Annotated in this window: 15 protein-coding genes and 3 pseudogenes; 6 read left to right on the forward strand and 12 right to left on the reverse strand. The window is 36.4% G+C overall.

What is annotated here, in order from left to right; all coding sequences use genetic code 11:
* Positions 1 to 16 precede the first annotated feature (16 nt).
* From BABA_RS13165 to BABA_RS13175, 3 genes are all read right to left on the reverse strand, one after another.
* The gene (locus tag BABA_RS13165; protein ID WP_007085682.1) at positions 17 to 811 is read right to left on the reverse strand and encodes a hypothetical protein; all 795 of its coding nucleotides are present in this window, start codon (positions 809 to 811) and stop codon (positions 17 to 19) included.
* 577 nt (positions 812 to 1,388) lie between these two features.
* Entirely contained in the window at positions 1,389 to 1,733 is a 345-nt protein-coding gene (locus BABA_RS13170; protein ID WP_007085683.1) for a PH domain-containing protein, read from the reverse strand.
* 259 nt (positions 1,734 to 1,992) lie between these two features.
* Positions 1,993 to 2,463, reverse strand: coding sequence for a UPF0158 family protein (locus tag BABA_RS13175; RefSeq protein ID WP_007085684.1), 471 nt, complete (start codon positions 2,461 to 2,463; stop codon positions 1,993 to 1,995).
* A 404-nt stretch (positions 2,464 to 2,867) separates the two neighbouring features.
* Here BABA_RS13175 and BABA_RS13180 point away from each other — a divergent pair, with 404 nt between their 5' ends.
* The gene (locus tag BABA_RS13180; RefSeq protein ID WP_007085685.1) at positions 2,868 to 3,143 is read left to right on the forward strand and encodes a hypothetical protein; all 276 of its coding nucleotides are present in this window, start codon (positions 2,868 to 2,870) and stop codon (positions 3,141 to 3,143) included.
* A 408-nt stretch (positions 3,144 to 3,551) separates the two neighbouring features.
* On the opposite strand, the pseudogene BABA_RS28505 reads toward BABA_RS13180, so the two are convergent.
* Together BABA_RS28505 and BABA_RS13185 are read right to left on the reverse strand one after the other, a co-directional pair.
* Positions 3,552 to 3,850: pseudogene (locus BABA_RS28505) on the reverse strand (NADPH-dependent FMN reductase); the annotation flags it as partial.
* Positions 3,851 to 4,001: 151 nt separating this feature from the next.
* A complete protein-coding gene (locus BABA_RS13185) occupies positions 4,002 to 4,811 on the reverse strand; it encodes an SDR family NAD(P)-dependent oxidoreductase (protein WP_007085686.1) in 810 nt (269 codons plus the stop codon).
* 103 nt (positions 4,812 to 4,914) lie between these two features.
* On the opposite strand from BABA_RS13185, the gene BABA_RS13190 reads away from it, so the two are divergent.
* Together BABA_RS13190 and BABA_RS13195 are read left to right on the forward strand one after the other, a co-directional pair.
* Positions 4,915 to 5,658: an SDR family NAD(P)-dependent oxidoreductase gene (locus BABA_RS13190; RefSeq protein WP_007085687.1), complete on the forward strand. Its 744-nt coding sequence runs from the start codon at positions 4,915 to 4,917 to the stop codon at positions 5,656 to 5,658.
* A 97-nt stretch (positions 5,659 to 5,755) separates the two neighbouring features.
* Positions 5,756 to 6,364, forward strand: coding sequence for a TetR/AcrR family transcriptional regulator (locus BABA_RS13195; RefSeq protein WP_007085688.1), 609 nt, complete (start codon positions 5,756 to 5,758; stop codon positions 6,362 to 6,364).
* Positions 6,365 to 6,427: 63 nt separating this feature from the next.
* Here the strand turns inward: BABA_RS13195 and BABA_RS13200 are convergent, their stop codons facing one another.
* From BABA_RS13200 to BABA_RS13210, 3 genes are all read right to left on the reverse strand, one after another.
* Complete coding sequence (locus BABA_RS13200) at positions 6,428 to 7,390, reverse strand: alpha/beta hydrolase (protein WP_007085689.1); 963 nt, start codon at positions 7,388 to 7,390, stop codon at positions 6,428 to 6,430.
* An 84-nt stretch (positions 7,391 to 7,474) separates the two neighbouring features.
* Positions 7,475 to 8,209 (reverse strand): SDR family NAD(P)-dependent oxidoreductase, encoded by a 735-nt coding sequence (locus tag BABA_RS13205; RefSeq protein WP_007085690.1) that lies wholly within the window; start codon positions 8,207 to 8,209, stop codon positions 7,475 to 7,477.
* 80 nt (positions 8,210 to 8,289) lie between these two features.
* Entirely contained in the window at positions 8,290 to 9,915 is a 1,626-nt protein-coding gene (locus BABA_RS13210; RefSeq protein ID WP_007085691.1) for a flavin-containing monooxygenase, read from the reverse strand.
* Between the two features lie 261 nt (positions 9,916 to 10,176).
* Here BABA_RS13210 and BABA_RS13215 point away from each other — a divergent pair, with 261 nt between their 5' ends.
* Complete coding sequence (locus BABA_RS13215) at positions 10,177 to 10,872, forward strand: response regulator transcription factor (protein WP_007085692.1); 696 nt, start codon at positions 10,177 to 10,179, stop codon at positions 10,870 to 10,872.
* A 215-nt stretch (positions 10,873 to 11,087) separates the two neighbouring features.
* Here the strand turns inward: BABA_RS13215 and BABA_RS27005 are convergent.
* Positions 11,088 to 11,210: pseudogene (locus BABA_RS27005) on the reverse strand (YdeI/OmpD-associated family protein); the annotation flags it as partial.
* Between the two features lie 8 nt (positions 11,211 to 11,218).
* Here BABA_RS27005 and BABA_RS26055 point away from each other — a divergent pair.
* Positions 11,219 to 11,437, forward strand: coding sequence for a hypothetical protein (locus tag BABA_RS26055; protein ID WP_007085693.1), 219 nt, complete (start codon positions 11,219 to 11,221; stop codon positions 11,435 to 11,437).
* Here the strand turns inward: BABA_RS26055 and BABA_RS26580 are convergent.
* Positions 11,366 to 11,733 (reverse strand): annotated as a pseudogene (locus tag BABA_RS26580) (NAD-dependent epimerase/dehydratase family protein); the annotation flags it as partial. The gene BABA_RS26055 and the pseudogene BABA_RS26580 sit on opposite strands and share 72 nt — an antisense overlap.
* A gap of 394 nt (positions 11,734 to 12,127) precedes the next feature.
* On the opposite strand from BABA_RS26580, the gene BABA_RS13225 reads away from it, so the two are divergent.
* Positions 12,128 to 12,715, forward strand: coding sequence for a Uma2 family endonuclease (locus BABA_RS13225; protein WP_007085696.1), 588 nt, complete (start codon positions 12,128 to 12,130; stop codon positions 12,713 to 12,715).
* A gap of 161 nt (positions 12,716 to 12,876) precedes the next feature.
* On the opposite strand, the gene BABA_RS13230 is transcribed toward BABA_RS13225, so the two are convergent.
* Both BABA_RS13230 and BABA_RS13235 read right to left on the reverse strand, forming a co-directional pair.
* The gene (locus tag BABA_RS13230; protein WP_007085697.1) at positions 12,877 to 13,530 is read right to left on the reverse strand and encodes a thermonuclease family protein; all 654 of its coding nucleotides are present in this window, start codon (positions 13,528 to 13,530) and stop codon (positions 12,877 to 12,879) included.
* Positions 13,509 to 13,958 carry a hypothetical protein gene (locus tag BABA_RS13235; RefSeq protein ID WP_007085698.1) on the reverse strand — a complete coding sequence of 150 codons (450 nt, stop codon included), beginning with the start codon at positions 13,956 to 13,958 and terminating at the stop codon, positions 13,509 to 13,511. The genes BABA_RS13230 and BABA_RS13235 overlap by 22 nt, the downstream gene beginning before the upstream one ends.
* Positions 13,959 to 14,012: the final 54 nt, after the last annotated feature.

The following is a 14,012-nucleotide window of genomic DNA, read 5'->3' on the forward strand; positions in this document are numbered from 1 at the left end:
GGGTAATATTTGACGCTTACTCATCAACCACTCCTTCTTCACGTTTTTCCTCTAACCGTTCATCGTAATACCGGCAAAACTTCTGTTTTAGGATTCCATAAAAGTAAGCAATCGACTTCTGGACAACCTTTGTGAATTTTAGCTTTCTAATCAGCTGTCTAAAGGCTTCAATGGCGATTCCCACAATGACATCTGTTTCTTCAAGTAGTTTATAGTCATAAGCTAGGATATGAACCATATGCCAATAGTCTTCGATTAACTTCGCGTCATCGAAGAAACATTTAACAAATTGAACAAATTCTTGTGGAACTCGGTTGCTCACAAAGGTGTGATTCAATTCAGACGGTTCTTCTTTACGTTTTTTTATCTCTTGATCTTTTTCAGTTTTTAAAAGATTAATAGTTTCATTATGGGGGTTCATTGTTTCCTGTTTGGGTGGTTCACTTACGGGAAAACGATGAAATACATAGAGATTACTCGACTGCGAACCGTTGCCCCGCTCCGTTTCATAGACAGTGAACAACCCTATTGCTTTTGCCTTGCCAATCATCCGTTTAAATGTGGAACGGGAAATCCCATGATCGTGGTATTTATCATGAATCGCCTTTAACACCGTGCCGATTTTGGCATTGCAAACACCAGGGATTTTCGCAGCAAAACGAACCAGCCGCTTTAAACCGACTAGCTCCCCTTTTGAAAAATCAGACTTGTGCTCCAATAACCACATTTCCATATGATGGTTAAACTCTTTCAAACTTTCAAATTGCGAATACTGTTCAAATCCCTCAATGTTACCTGATTTTAAATTCATTATTTTGTGCCACCCTTTCACCGCTGGTTTCCGTTTCCGGCACCTCTACGATATCGGGTTTTGCTGTGAGAATCGAACCGCTAAAATTCAAATTTGGCGTTGATTTTTGAACGAAAACCCTCGTTTTTGCGTTCAAATCTGTAATTTGGAGCCGATTTTTGCATTTTATGACGAATTTGATATCAATTTTAATCTCGGCCTTTGCAGACTACAGCAGGGTAAAAGAAGGTAGATGGGCCAAAACGATTAATCAGTTCTATGTGTGGGATCGGGATATCAAACAACTCCTAACAGGTACCGTCCAAATTTCTGGATAGTACCTGGCACTTCAACCTTCTACTTGATGAATTTATTTCAATTTAACAAGTGACAGTGGCACCATCCTAATTTTTGGATAATACCTGGCATTTCTACTATTAAAATCCCTTCATAGTAGATATAGGGATTAAGAGAGAAAAGGATAGGTGATTTCGGAAATATGTGAATATTTTTTGACAATCATATAAAGGGTCAGCCCCCCGGTGCGCTAAAGCGTAAGCATGCCGGGGGGCTGACCCTGAAAACCTGTATTTGTTTATTACTGATGGATATCATCAATCTCAAGTCTTTGGCTATTTCGTTGCTCCATAACAGCATTACGAATAATGTCTTTCACTTCCACTGATTTTTTAATATTTTTAAGCAGAATAACGCTATTCATGTGATCAGTGGACAAAACCGTAATATCCCCGAATCCAAAGATTCTTTCTACCAAATTTCGTTTCACTTGAATATCACGAACTCGAAATAATTCAATTTCACTGATAATTTTGGTGAAAACCCCTTTTTCAATAATAAGCCTTTGATTTGTGATCCGATATTTCGTAAATGACGGAAAACCAAAGAAAAATGACTTCCCCATCCAAAGATCTTTTTCTTCCAAAGAAACCGCCTCCTTGTTTACATATTTTTAAATAATTCTAGTACCGAATTAATAAGTCAAATTTTAATTGTGCCTGTGTTCCCCGGTTAATCATTTAAATATTCGACGCGTAATGTATAAAAATCCTTCCATATGTATTAGTAAATTATAAGTACAATTTATATAGCAGTTAGATTCAAATCCCAATGCTATTTTTTAAAATCCCAATACTCTCTTCGAAAGGGAGAACCCTATTATTTCAAAAGATAATAAACTCTCCCTAGTATTCTTTTTTTATATAGTCAATGTTTTTACTTTTGCAAAATTCTATAGCTATTTCCTCATATTTCATATCTCGGTAATCATACCATTGGTCAGAGATTCCTAAACGGTTAACACTGTCTTTAAATCGTTGGAATGCTCCCTTTCCACGAATAGAAGCAAGTAATGCATCTTGTGTTTTACTATCAGAAAGGCTATTACAATAACTTTCCATCATTTCATACTCATCAATATCAAAAGATGAAGGGAGTCCGGCAAACTGATCAAAACTGTCTACTATATCATAGGCTAGCTTTACATCTTCTTGTTGCCATTCTGGTAGGTGTTCATAATCCTCTCCATCGTCGGCAATCGCTAAAGCCTCCTGAGAGACATACACTATTTCTCCTGTTTTAAGGTTAAGATACGAACGGTTCTCTTCCGATTGCATTTCCATTCCTTCAATTATGTGTTCAAGCTTTACTTGCATAGACAACATCCTTTCGTTTAATTTTCCACTTCTTTCTTTACCACCAGAAGAAAAACCAACAATTCCCCCTTCAATATTTTCTGCACATATACACCACCATTAGGAATGTTATTTATCCATATCTATTCCTTCCTCTAATGTTATTGCTTCCATTACAATAATCCCTCCAATCTCAAAATAACATTTTACCCATAATAAGCCAATAAATTACAGAATTAATCTGCTTCTTTGTTCAATAAGAAAAAGCCAGCCGTTTTAGCATAAAGAATGTATAAATAATTTTACAGAGGAGATATGACTTAATACGAAGCAAACTTTTATTTACAAGGAATTTGTGTTTAATATGTTAAAATAAATTTGTAGTTTGTGAAAGGGTTATCAAAGATAGAGAGTGGAGGGGTTATATGAAAACGATAATAAATCGAATAGCACTTGGAGTGATTTTACTAGTTGTAGTTTTATGGGAGGTAGATAAAGCTTCTTTAGGATACTGGTATATAGGAATTATTCCTCTTATTTGTCTTACTTTAGTAGTTAATTACATTAGTAAATTAGAAAAAAAAGATGAAATTGATAAAAAGGTAAAAATAATAGGTTGGATTTGTTTTTTTGCAACTGTAATTATAGGATTAGTGCTAATCCTATCGTATCCTGAAATTTTTAATACATATGGTTTTTAGAACAACAGGAAATCAATAATTCAACAAAAGGGTGCTTTAACTTAATTATGTTGGTAAAATATTACGCTAAAAACGCTCAGGAATAATCTGAGCGTTACTGGCTATTTACATTGCTAATTTACTGTTAAAATATATGCGAATTAGGTTGCCTTTTGCATTGTTTTTAACATTTTTCTCCCCATCAACCGAACCCATTAGTTTTAGCAGCCAGCTCTTTAAGGAAAGCCCACCGTTAGCTTAAGTGTAACGGTTCACAATCTTTTTTATAGAGTGTATTCATTTATTTTCTTCAGATAAAAAAGAATATCAGACACTTTATGGTAGCGTCTGATATTCAGATTATTTTGCACCGATCAATTATCGTTATTATCTCAAGGCTTTCAATGCAACGCTCAAGCGTTAACCTGTTCAAGCAAGTATTAAATTGATATTAGTAAGATGTAATAGAGATGGTTTATATGTTGTAAAGTTTCAAAATCTGTAAACAAAGATAATGTTGGGTGAGTCTTCACATTTTCAATGAATAGTTCTCCACAAAACCCTCTTAAATGTTCAGCTGGACGAGCTCGACCAGTTCTCCCATAGCTTACGATACCTGCGGCTTTGTTATTCCAAGCTTCACGAGTAGCAATATTCAAGTGTATTTTTTAATACTCCAGAAGATTTTGATTGTATTCCTTAACAAAAAATACGAACCCATACAAGCTGCCAAAAACTTTCATTCCTATTCAAATCAATTTTTTAAAGCTTGTTCTAACAGAATATCAATCAATAAATAAACCAACTGCTCTTGTTTCCTACCATCTTTTAATAAAAGTTGAAGTTATTCAAACCTAAAATATTCATCTAATTTTTAGATTACCAGTTTAAATTTTTACTTTTTACTTGTGGTACAGTTGGATTTTGAGCAAGAATTCCACCATCTGCATTAATAACTTGTCCAGTAATGAAATCAGATTCCTCACTTGCTAAGAATAAAGCTAAGTTAGCGATATCACGGGGATTACCAATTCGATTTACTAATTTTGTTTCTTGGTATACTTCAATAAGTTGTTTTAAGCCTTCCGGTGCATTTTCTATAATGAAATCGTTTAAAACCATACCAGGTGCAATTGCGTTACAACGAATACCTTGTTTACCAAATTGCACTGCTGTTGATTTCGTTAAGCCAATTACACCAGCTTTTGCTGCCGCATATGCTGATTTTGTTAGTTCACCAACTTGTCCACCCATAGACGCTGTATTAATGATTGATCCGCCGCCATTTTCTAACATAACTGGAATTGCATATTTTGTCCCCAGCATAACGGATCTTAAATTGTACCGCATTGTTTCATCCCATTCAAAAACATCTAAATCTTTAACATTTAAGTCATTTTTAAAGTCGAGACGTGCTGCGTTATTATGCAAAATATCTAAACGACCGTAGGTATCGACAGCAGCCTGAATCATTTCTTTGATTTTCTCTTCTTCCCCGATATCAACAAATTGAGCTATTGCTTCTCCATTTTTATCTTTAATTTCCTTTACTACACGCTCTAAAGCTTCCATATTAATATCTGCTGCCACTATTTTTGCACCCTCAGACGCAAATAGTTTTGCAGTCGCTTCTCCCATACCTGAAGCTGCACCTGTGATGATAGCAACTTTGTTTTCTAATCTACCCATAAAAAAAGCCTCCCCAATTGCATAATTTTAAAATATATGTTACAAATCAATTATATGAACTATTTTACACTTTGTAAAGAAAATGAATTTGGAGGTTATTCAAATGAGATTGGATGGTAAAGTAGCAATAATTACAGGAGCTGCAAATGGTATGGGAGCAGCTGAAGCTAAATTTTTCGCAAAAGAAGGAGCGAAGATTGTAGCAACAGATTTAAACGAAGAAAAATTAAACGAAGTAGTTTCCGAAATTAAAGCAGCAGGTGGAGAAGCCGTTGCGATTAAACAAAACGTAACATCTGAGGAGGAATGGAAAAATGTTGTTGCAAAAACAGTAGAATTGTATGGTAAAGTAGATGTTTTAGTTAATAACGCTGGTGTTGCAATAAACAAAACAATTGCAAACATGGAAATGGATGAATGGAATTTCGTTATGGACATTAATCTAAATGGCTGTGTTCTTGGAATGAAATACTGTATTCCTGAAATGCAAAAAGCTGGTGGAGGTTCAGTTATTAACATTTCTTCAATTGGTGGTATCGTTGGAATGGCAGGTACAAGCCCATATACAGCTGCTAAAGGTGCCTTACGCTCTTTATCAAAATCAGCAGCAGTTGAATATGCTAAAGATAAAATCCGAGTAAACTCTGTACACCCTGGAATTATTGTAACACCAATGACGGCTCCTACAATGGAAGCAGCAATGCCCTATTATGAAGCCCATACTCAATTACCTTACATGGGAGAACCAGAAGATGTTGCTTATGGTGTACTATTCTTAGCAAGTGATGAATCAAAATTCATGACTGGAGCTGAATTAGTAATTGACGGTGGTTGGACTGCACTTTAAAAATTTAGTATAGCAACTTTAGATATTCTAAAGTTGCTATTTTTATTTTCATTGAAATCATGCTAGTATTAATATAACAATTAAAGGTGTGATATATATGGAAATAAAGGATCCTCGTCAAATTCTCTCTATAAAAAAATTACAAAAAGCATATTTATCTCTTCTATTACAGGAAAACGAAAATATGTCCATTCAACGGCTTTGCCAAGAAGCACAGGTAACTCGACCAACATTCTATAATTTATATAAAGATTTAATGGATTTACGCATTCATTTATATAATAGTATTCTGGAAGAATTAAGAAAGTCATTGACTATAACCAATCCAAAAAAACTAGAAGATATTGAACCTGAAGAATTACCAGAAAATATGATATTTCTATTCGAACATATTTTACAAAACCATTTGGCATATGAAGTCCTTTTCATTTATAAACCAGATGCTCTTTTTATGGAGAAAGTTAAATTAATTATTCGTCAATATATTGTGGATGGAATACGTGCTTCCCAAAGCACAGAAAAGGATTATCGAATGGAAATTCCCTTTATTATCTCTTACACAACAGGTGCATATTTAGAAAGCATTTTTTGGTGGATCAAAAATAATTATAAGTATACACCTGAAATAATGGCAGCTAAGTTACTTGAAATTTCACTATATGGTCCTTATAAAAATGTGATTAATTGGAAAAAACAAGGAAGCTAAATTAAGCACCCAATGGATTTAATACTCCCCTTTAATATCATTTAAGGGGAGTATATATTTAATTTATTTATTTTCTACAGGCTGTTTACGATGGAGCACATGTTTTACTGCACCGATATACTCTGCAAGTGCCCGCTGACTGATATTCGCTTGTGGTACAACTCCTTCAAATCCGTGATAAGCTCCTGGATACAAATGGAATTCAACATCTACGCCTGCTTGACAAAGTTTTTGGATATAAATTAGGGTCTCATCACGAAATGGATCCAATTGTCCAACACATGTGTACGTAAATGGAAGGCCAGATAAATCTGTAGCTCGAGCAGGTGCCGCATAAGGAGGGACATTTTCTGTTCCATTTGCACCATTTAAATACATCGTCCAAGCTCTTTGGTTCAAATCATGATTCCAAACCATGTTACCTGTGATTTCAAGACTTGATGGTGTGTTATTCCGATCGTCAATCATAGGGTACAACGGCATTTGGAAACAAAGCTCTGGACCTTTCCGATCTCTAGCAAGTAATGATAAGGCAGCTGTTAATCCTCCCCCAGCACTAGCACCTGCCACTCCAATTCGGGAAGGATCTACACCTAAACTTGCAGCATTTCCGGAGAACCAATTCAGTGCTGAATAACAATCCTCCAACCCTGCTGGATATGGATTTTCTGGGGCTAGTCTATAATCGACTGCGACCACTACACAATTTCCTTCTGTAACAAATTTCTGGCACAAAACATCATCCCCTTCAGGGACTCCGAATACATAACCACCTCCATGTATCCATAATAATCCAGGCAAAAGTTCATTTTTTTCCTTTGGTTCATAAATTCGTACCCGAATGGAGGGGTTATCGGTTGGAACTGGTATCATCCGGTTGGATATAGAAACAGATTCATTAATAGGAATTTCAATGGATTGAGAGATTTGAACCATACCTTGTCTTGTTTCTTCAAGATAATCTAAATCTAGTGGTGGGAAAACTTCAAGAACTTCCCTTAATTCAGGATCAATTCTGTTTTTCATTGCCAATTCACCTCTGATAATAATTATTATAACAAATTCAATGTATACGTTTACATTAATTAACATCTTTTATTTTAAGATTATTTAAGCTGTTAAACCTCCATCTACAGTAACGATAGAACCATTCATATAACTTGCCTCTTCAGATGCGAGAAAACAAACAACATTAGCTATTTCTTCAGGAGATGATGGTCTTCTTAGTGGCCCATTCTGTACTGGATCGGACATATCCATATCCTTTGTCATATTTGTTATTACCCCTCCTGGACAAACTGCATTAATCCGAATTCCCTTTGGTCCGTATTCCGCAGCTGCTGTTTTCGTAAGACCCACTACACCATGTTTACTTGCAGAGTAGCCTCCTAGAAATGGCGTACTTTGAACTCCTGCTGTTGAAGCAGTGTTTATAATTACCCCTGACCTCTGTTCTTCCATGACCTTGATTACATACTTAAGCCCAAGAAAGGCTCCTTTTAAATTTACTGCCATAATCCGGTCAAACGTCTCCTCACTATAATCAGCTAAAGGGGATAGTGTCCCCATAACTCCAGCATTATTAAAGAAAACATCTATTCTTCCATATCTTTCTTTTATATTCGCAACATAATTCTGCACTTCCGTACTACTAGATACATCTGCTTGGATAAAAATACCATTCCCCTCTTGTTCTTTAACAAGTCGAAGGGTTTCTTCTCCACGTGCCACATCATAATCAACTAGAGCAACCAGCATACCCTGAGTCGAAAGCTTTAAACTGGCTGCCCTGCCTATGCCACTTCCTGCACCGGTAATGATTGCTACACGATTTGCTAAGCTCATGTCTCCACTCCATTCCCTCAATTATCCAAAAAGATTTAGATCTTTTGTTCATATTCTATAAAAATGTTTGTAACAGACAATTATTGCAGGGTCATTCTACTTGAGAGAACAAAACCATCGTATCCCGAAGCTGTAACTTCATTACATTTTTGTTTGTAGTAGATAAATCCGCCTAGATAGATTAGAAAACTTCGTGGTTTCCCTTTAATATTCGCACCCGTGTACCAGGAATCTGTTTTTACATAAAGAGTCATTTCTGCTACTTCACGACAATGCTTGCTCCATTCTTCTTCTGCTTCTCTCGAAGGCTCCAAAGTATCCAGATTGTTTTGAGTGAGATACACTATACAATCCGCAATCCAATCAACATGCTGCTCAATGGCTGTAGGCATATTCACTAATACGGATGGACTTTCCGGACCAGTAATCATAAAAAAGTTTGGAAATCCAGCCGTTCCGAGTCCTAAATAAGTTCTAACCTTTGCCCCATTTTCCCATTTCTCTTTAAGAGTAACCCCTTCTTTGCCTCGAATATCGATATTAAATAATGGACCAGTCATACCGTCATAACCTGTTGCGAAAACAATGATGTCCATTTCATATTCCTCTTTCATTGTTCGAAGACCGTTTGGAGTGATTTCTACAATTGGATCATTTTTGACATCCACTAACGTAACATTTTCACGATTAAAAGTTTCGTAATAACCTGTGTCTAAGATTGGGCGTTTTGTACCAAAAAAGTAGTCTGGTAGTAACTTTTTTGCCGTTTCAGGGTTATTGACTATTTCTTTAATTTTTACTCGGATAAAATCCGCAGCCGTTTTATTCGCCTCTTCGTTGGTAAATAAGTCATTATAGATTGATGTAAAGGCAAATCCACCTTCTTGCCATGCCTTTTCATAAGCCTTCGTACGTTCTTTAGGGGACTCTTCAAAGACAGATACATTACGAATTTGAAGCCCGTTTCCTGATGGAGATCCATCCATGATTCTTTTTATCTCTTCATAGTTATCTTTCGTTTGTTGAATAAACGATGGGTTATAAAGGTAGTTTCTAGCTGGGATTGTATACTGTGGGGTCCGTTGAAATACAGTCAGATGTCCTGCTTCTTTTGCAATTTCAGGGATGGCCTGGACACCGCTTGAACCATTGCCAATTACCCCTACACGTTTGCCTTTGAAATCTACTTTTTCTTGTGGCCATTTTCCAGTATGGTACCAATCCCCTTTAAAGCTCTCTAATCCTTTGAAATTAGGAATATTGGTTGCAGAAAGACATCCTACTCCTGAAATGAAAAACTTTGCTGTCACACTTGTCCCATCATTCATTTGAATCTTCCATCTACAACTTACCTCATTATAATGGGCAGCTGTTATTCGGGTCTCAAACTGAATGTCCTTACGAAGTTTGAATTTATCAGCAACATAATTAAGATAACTTAGTATTTCTTTCTGTTCAGGATATTTAGATGTCCAATTCCATTCCTGGTAAAGCTCCTTCGAAAATGTATAGTTATAATAAATGCTTTCTATGTCACATTTTGCTCCAGGGTATCGATTCCAGTACCAGACTCCACCCACACCATCACCAGCTTCAATCAAGCGGGTGGAAAAGCCCGCCTCTCTTAAGCGGTATAACATGTATAATCCAGAAAAACCCGCACCTATGACAACTGCATCAAAGTCTTTAACATGATTATCTATCATTTTTTCCTCCCTTTTTAAAATTGGTTTCACCTTATCTTACAGTTCAACCTTCCGCACTCAAAAATAAACATCATTTCTGGGTGGTAATTTAATAATAATTAAATTTCTGAATTTTTGGAATTCCCTATTTTTACATTCAGAATACCCTAAATATTGGGTGATTATTGTTTTGTTTTTATACCTTAATTTTCATAAATATTTATAAAAGTTAGAATATTTGGTAAAATAGGTGTATAATTAGCTTAAAAAAGGGGATGAACCATGGTCTCAAACTATACCATTCAACAAGAACTTCAAAGGCTAGAGTTTATATTACGTCATGAGGAAAAGCTTTTTAACATGTTGGAAATCTATCTAGAACTTTTCCCTGTCAAAGATTCTTATTTAGTACGATATTCTCCTCTTGGCTATCTGGGTGAAGGGGTCTTTTATCGTTCCGAAACTGAGGGTGTACATATAGGTGAAATTCGTGAAGATATACGTTCTTTTCCTATAATCTTCTCAGCAATAAGTGAAAAGAAGGCAAAATACTGTACGGGACTAGAGTACCTTAAACAAGTCAGCATTAAATATACGATATCCTCTAATCTTAACGCTTTGCTTGTTATTCCAATTTGTTACGATTCATTCGTGTTCGGTTATATTTGTAGTTCTGACTTTAATGAAAACACAACAATTGATGACAAACTTATATCATCATTTACTTATTTTGGAAAGTTAGTTGGAAAATTGATAATGTCTACACAAGAACACGATGTAGCAAGACTTTTAAGTAAAAGAGAGTTAGAAGTAATGCGAAGAATCTCACTAGGAGAAAGTACCAAAGAAATGGCAAGTACAATGAAAATCAGTGAATTAACGATTAATCAGTATGTGAAAACTGCAATAAAAAAACTTGGAGCAACAAATCGTTCCCATGCGATCGGAGAATTATTCAGAAGAGGATATATATTATAGTTTTTGCATGAGTTTAATCTTATATTAAAGAAGTTAATTCTATGACGTGGCTTGTATTGATTAAGGTAGAAGCAGTATTTGATAATGAAGAAACAATTCCTATACTTAAAAAATTTATTACTTCAAAAAAGAGATTACCAATAAAACAGCAATTGGGGTGAACAGAATGCTAGGGTAGCCAAGCATTTTTTATTTCATTAGATTCTTCTTTTATATTAATCATTTAATCCTTTTTTCTTTGGAATTTGCTGCATATATTTATCAACCCTATCCTCTCGATTTTTGCATTGTTTAGCTCCAGAAAAGTAAAGAATGTAAGCTCTTTGACGTCCCGGAGTTTTACATTATGATACGGTGTGAAATCTGGCTTAAGCGATACCTAGACCTTCGCAAGGATAAAGACCCTGCAATATTTGTTACTGAACGGCACCCACACAGAATGAGTATTGGACAGATGAGGTACATCATAAAACGAATATCCAGTCGGGCAGGACGACATTTCCGCCTTCATATTGACAAAGCCAATTGGCTCCCCTTTGGCGATGCGTTCTACATGGAAATGTAAGTGGCGGGTTTAATCGTCCACGCCCATCACGATGGGAAAACGAACGGCGACGACAGGGAACGTTGCTTGTTGAAATAAAACGGCTTCAGCTTGTCGTTTTCCTTCTGCATACGTAAAGTCTGTACTGTCTCCCATCCGAATTTCATAGGTATAACCAGGTGCTCCACTTGATCACCGAATGGATTACCTGATTGGCCGCGGGTTATGATTGCCACATGGTGCCCGTCTTCAAGTAATAATTCTACTAATTTTCGGCCAAAAAACCGCGTTCCGCCTAAAACTAAAACATTTTTCATTTTTTCGGGCTCCTCACTCTGTAGTTTTAATGGACTTTCATATTTAAATTCTATAAAAATAATCGCAATCCTTCCTCTCTTTTTCGGTGTTAAATCATTTACGGCTTTTTTCAAATAGTTTGTTGTTTTTAAAATCCTCTTCCATGGACCGAGCAAGCCCCTTTTTGTTGATTCTAGTCCATGAGATCGGCTTTCATGGATCAAGTAAACCCTTTTCTGCTGATTCCAGTCCATGAAATCGTTTTTCATGGATCAAGTAAGCCCCTTTTTACTGATTTCAGTCCATGAGATCGTCTTTCATGAGTCAAAGGGATACTCATATTAAATTTTTTCATTTTATAAGGTATAATTAGGTAAACTAAAATGATAAGAGAAGGGTTGTGGGAATAAGGGTATGGCAGATAAACGTCAAAAGATCTTAACCTACAAGGAGTATGCCAACTGGGGTGAAGATGAACGATGTGAAGTGCTGGATGGTAAAATAATCAGCATGGCTCCCTCGCCCCAGCCTAGTCATCAAGAAATATCCATGCAATTATCAATCGAAATCGGTTCTATTCTTAGGGGAAAGGGTTGTAAAGCATTTGCAGCTCCCATTGATGTATTCCTTTTTGAAGATACCCATCATAAATGGATTGATGAAAACGTTAGGAATTGGGTTATTCCTGATCTTATTGTAGTCTGTGACCCTAGTATGATTAAAAGAAATAAAATCTTAGGTGCTCCCGACTTGGTAGTTGAAATCATTTCATCATCTTCGGCTAAAATTGACCGAATCGATAAAAGACTTGCGTATCAGCGTGCAGGAGTAAAAGAATATTGGATTATTGACCCAGCGAATCAGCTCGTTGAAGTATATCGGTTAAGGAATCATTCATTAGAACTACAAGATGTCTTTAAACGAGAGGACATTATTCCTGTCCATGTATTAAATGAACTAGAAATTGATTTAGCTGTAATCTTTCCGGAAAGAGACGAATAGTGATTGGTAATCCAATCACCTAATAATCCATTTCTGTTCCTAATGCTGCATGTTTCCATTCCCGCTTATTCAGAATGTTACTTGCACATCATGGAATGTCTTCGCTACTCAAACAGTGCCAAGAACTATCCAAAGTTCTGGATAGTTCCTGGCATATCCATCTAATGGAGGGAAAATGGGTTAGATCCTTGTAAATTTACTTCCCTCTCAGTCACACACCCATTAAATCCCCTATTTGTCACATAATCTTTGGTACTCCAAATCCTTAACTTGCTCTCCTTTGCCAAATTTTCATCTATTCGATATCGTTTGAGATTTCTATAAGGTGGAGCCATAATATATGCAACCCGTGCATAGCCTTCTTTCAGCAGCGTTTCCTGAATAGAAACCCCATCCACATAAACATAAGCAAGCAGTCTACCATAGGCATCTCTACTATTTCTGCCTTCAAACTCCATCGATAGACTGCCACCCTTCACTAACTCGTTATTCCTTTGGTATGCTTCCTTTGCAAATGGCTGGACGCACATCTCCGGTTTTCTTGATTCGGGTGTATCGACTAATAAATAGCGAATTGTTTCCACTTTTCCATTTACTTTTGCCTTAATGGTATCCCCATCAATTGCTTGTACTAAGGTAATAGGCACTTGCCCAACTGCTATATTTGCTACCTCGTCAGCATAATTGGAGCTTTGTTCTACTTGATGATCAGTTAGATTGCCCCCTAATTGATCTTCATCTATTATTCCCTGTTGTTGATAAGCTAATAGAGTTGCGGCAACGATGAAAGCTCCTACTGCCACTGTTTTTCGCATGGCCACCCCTCCTTCTTAAAACATCCCGCTATAGCTGGAAAACTCGTAAACTCCTTCCGCATGTCTCGAAAGGAAATCCCATCTTTTCCTTTACAAATCTCCCAATCTAGCGGATATTCATGACAGTTCAGTGGGGTTTGGTGGTAGGTCGCGCAAAAGAATTGGATTGCCTCTTGCTCACTGGCTGTAAAGATAAAGATGAATTCATACTGATTCCTTTTCAGTGAGTATATGCGAATCTTATGAAACCCTAATAGATTATTGCGAATCATTTCCGCAACTACCTGATGATTGGCTTGATCAAAGTCTACCTTGGAAACGTCGTCCTCTAATGAAATTTTCTTTTCAGCAAGTAAATGATAGAGATAATGCGCCAAGGAGGATTCTTCGTAGATTAAACTATCCCGGTAAAGTTCTTTCACGATCATGTCATAGCACCTCGATTTTCATTTTTTTATCAATCGTTCGCTTCGTCCTTATTG

The organism is Neobacillus bataviensis LMG 21833, from assembly GCF_000307875.1.
Classification (GTDB): domain Bacteria; phylum Bacillota; class Bacilli; order Bacillales; family Cytobacillaceae; genus Neobacillus; species Neobacillus bataviensis.

What these genes read in the sequence shown, in the direction of transcription:
- BABA_RS13185 (WP_007085686.1), bottom strand. Translation starts at nt 4,811, where the DNA reads ATGGGTAGATTAGAAAACAAAGTTGCTATCATCACAGGTGCAGCTTCA.
- BABA_RS13205 (WP_007085690.1), bottom strand. Translation starts at nt 8,209, where the DNA reads ATGAGCTTAGCAAATCGTGTAGCAATCATTACCGGTGCAGGAAGTGGC.
- BABA_RS13225 (WP_007085696.1), top strand. Translation starts at nt 12,128, where the DNA reads ATGGCAGATAAACGTCAAAAGATCTTAACCTACAAGGAGTATGCCAAC.
- BABA_RS13195 (WP_007085688.1), top strand. Translation starts at nt 5,756, where the DNA reads ATGGAAATAAAGGATCCTCGTCAAATTCTCTCTATAAAAAAATTACAA.
- BABA_RS26055 (WP_007085693.1), top strand. Translation starts at nt 11,219, where the DNA reads ATGATACGGTGTGAAATCTGGCTTAAGCGATACCTAGACCTTCGCAAG.
- BABA_RS13210 (WP_007085691.1), bottom strand. Translation starts at nt 9,915, where the DNA reads ATGATAGATAATCATGTTAAAGACTTTGATGCAGTTGTCATAGGTGCG.
- BABA_RS13230 (WP_007085697.1), bottom strand. Translation starts at nt 13,530, where the DNA reads ATGCGAAAAACAGTGGCAGTAGGAGCTTTCATCGTTGCCGCAACTCTA.
- BABA_RS13165 (WP_007085682.1), bottom strand. Translation starts at nt 811, where the DNA reads ATGAATTTAAAATCAGGTAACATTGAGGGATTTGAACAGTATTCGCAA.
- BABA_RS13175 (WP_007085684.1), bottom strand. Translation starts at nt 2,463, where the DNA reads ATGCAAGTAAAGCTTGAACACATAATTGAAGGAATGGAAATGCAATCG.
- BABA_RS13235 (WP_007085698.1), bottom strand. Translation starts at nt 13,958, where the DNA reads ATGATCGTGAAAGAACTTTACCGGGATAGTTTAATCTACGAAGAATCC.
- BABA_RS13190 (WP_007085687.1), top strand. Translation starts at nt 4,915, where the DNA reads ATGAGATTGGATGGTAAAGTAGCAATAATTACAGGAGCTGCAAATGGT.
- BABA_RS13215 (WP_007085692.1), top strand. Translation starts at nt 10,177, where the DNA reads ATGGTCTCAAACTATACCATTCAACAAGAACTTCAAAGGCTAGAGTTT.
- BABA_RS13200 (WP_007085689.1), bottom strand. Translation starts at nt 7,390, where the DNA reads ATGAAAAACAGAATTGATCCTGAATTAAGGGAAGTTCTTGAAGTTTTC.
- BABA_RS13180 (WP_007085685.1), top strand. Translation starts at nt 2,868, where the DNA reads ATGAAAACGATAATAAATCGAATAGCACTTGGAGTGATTTTACTAGTT.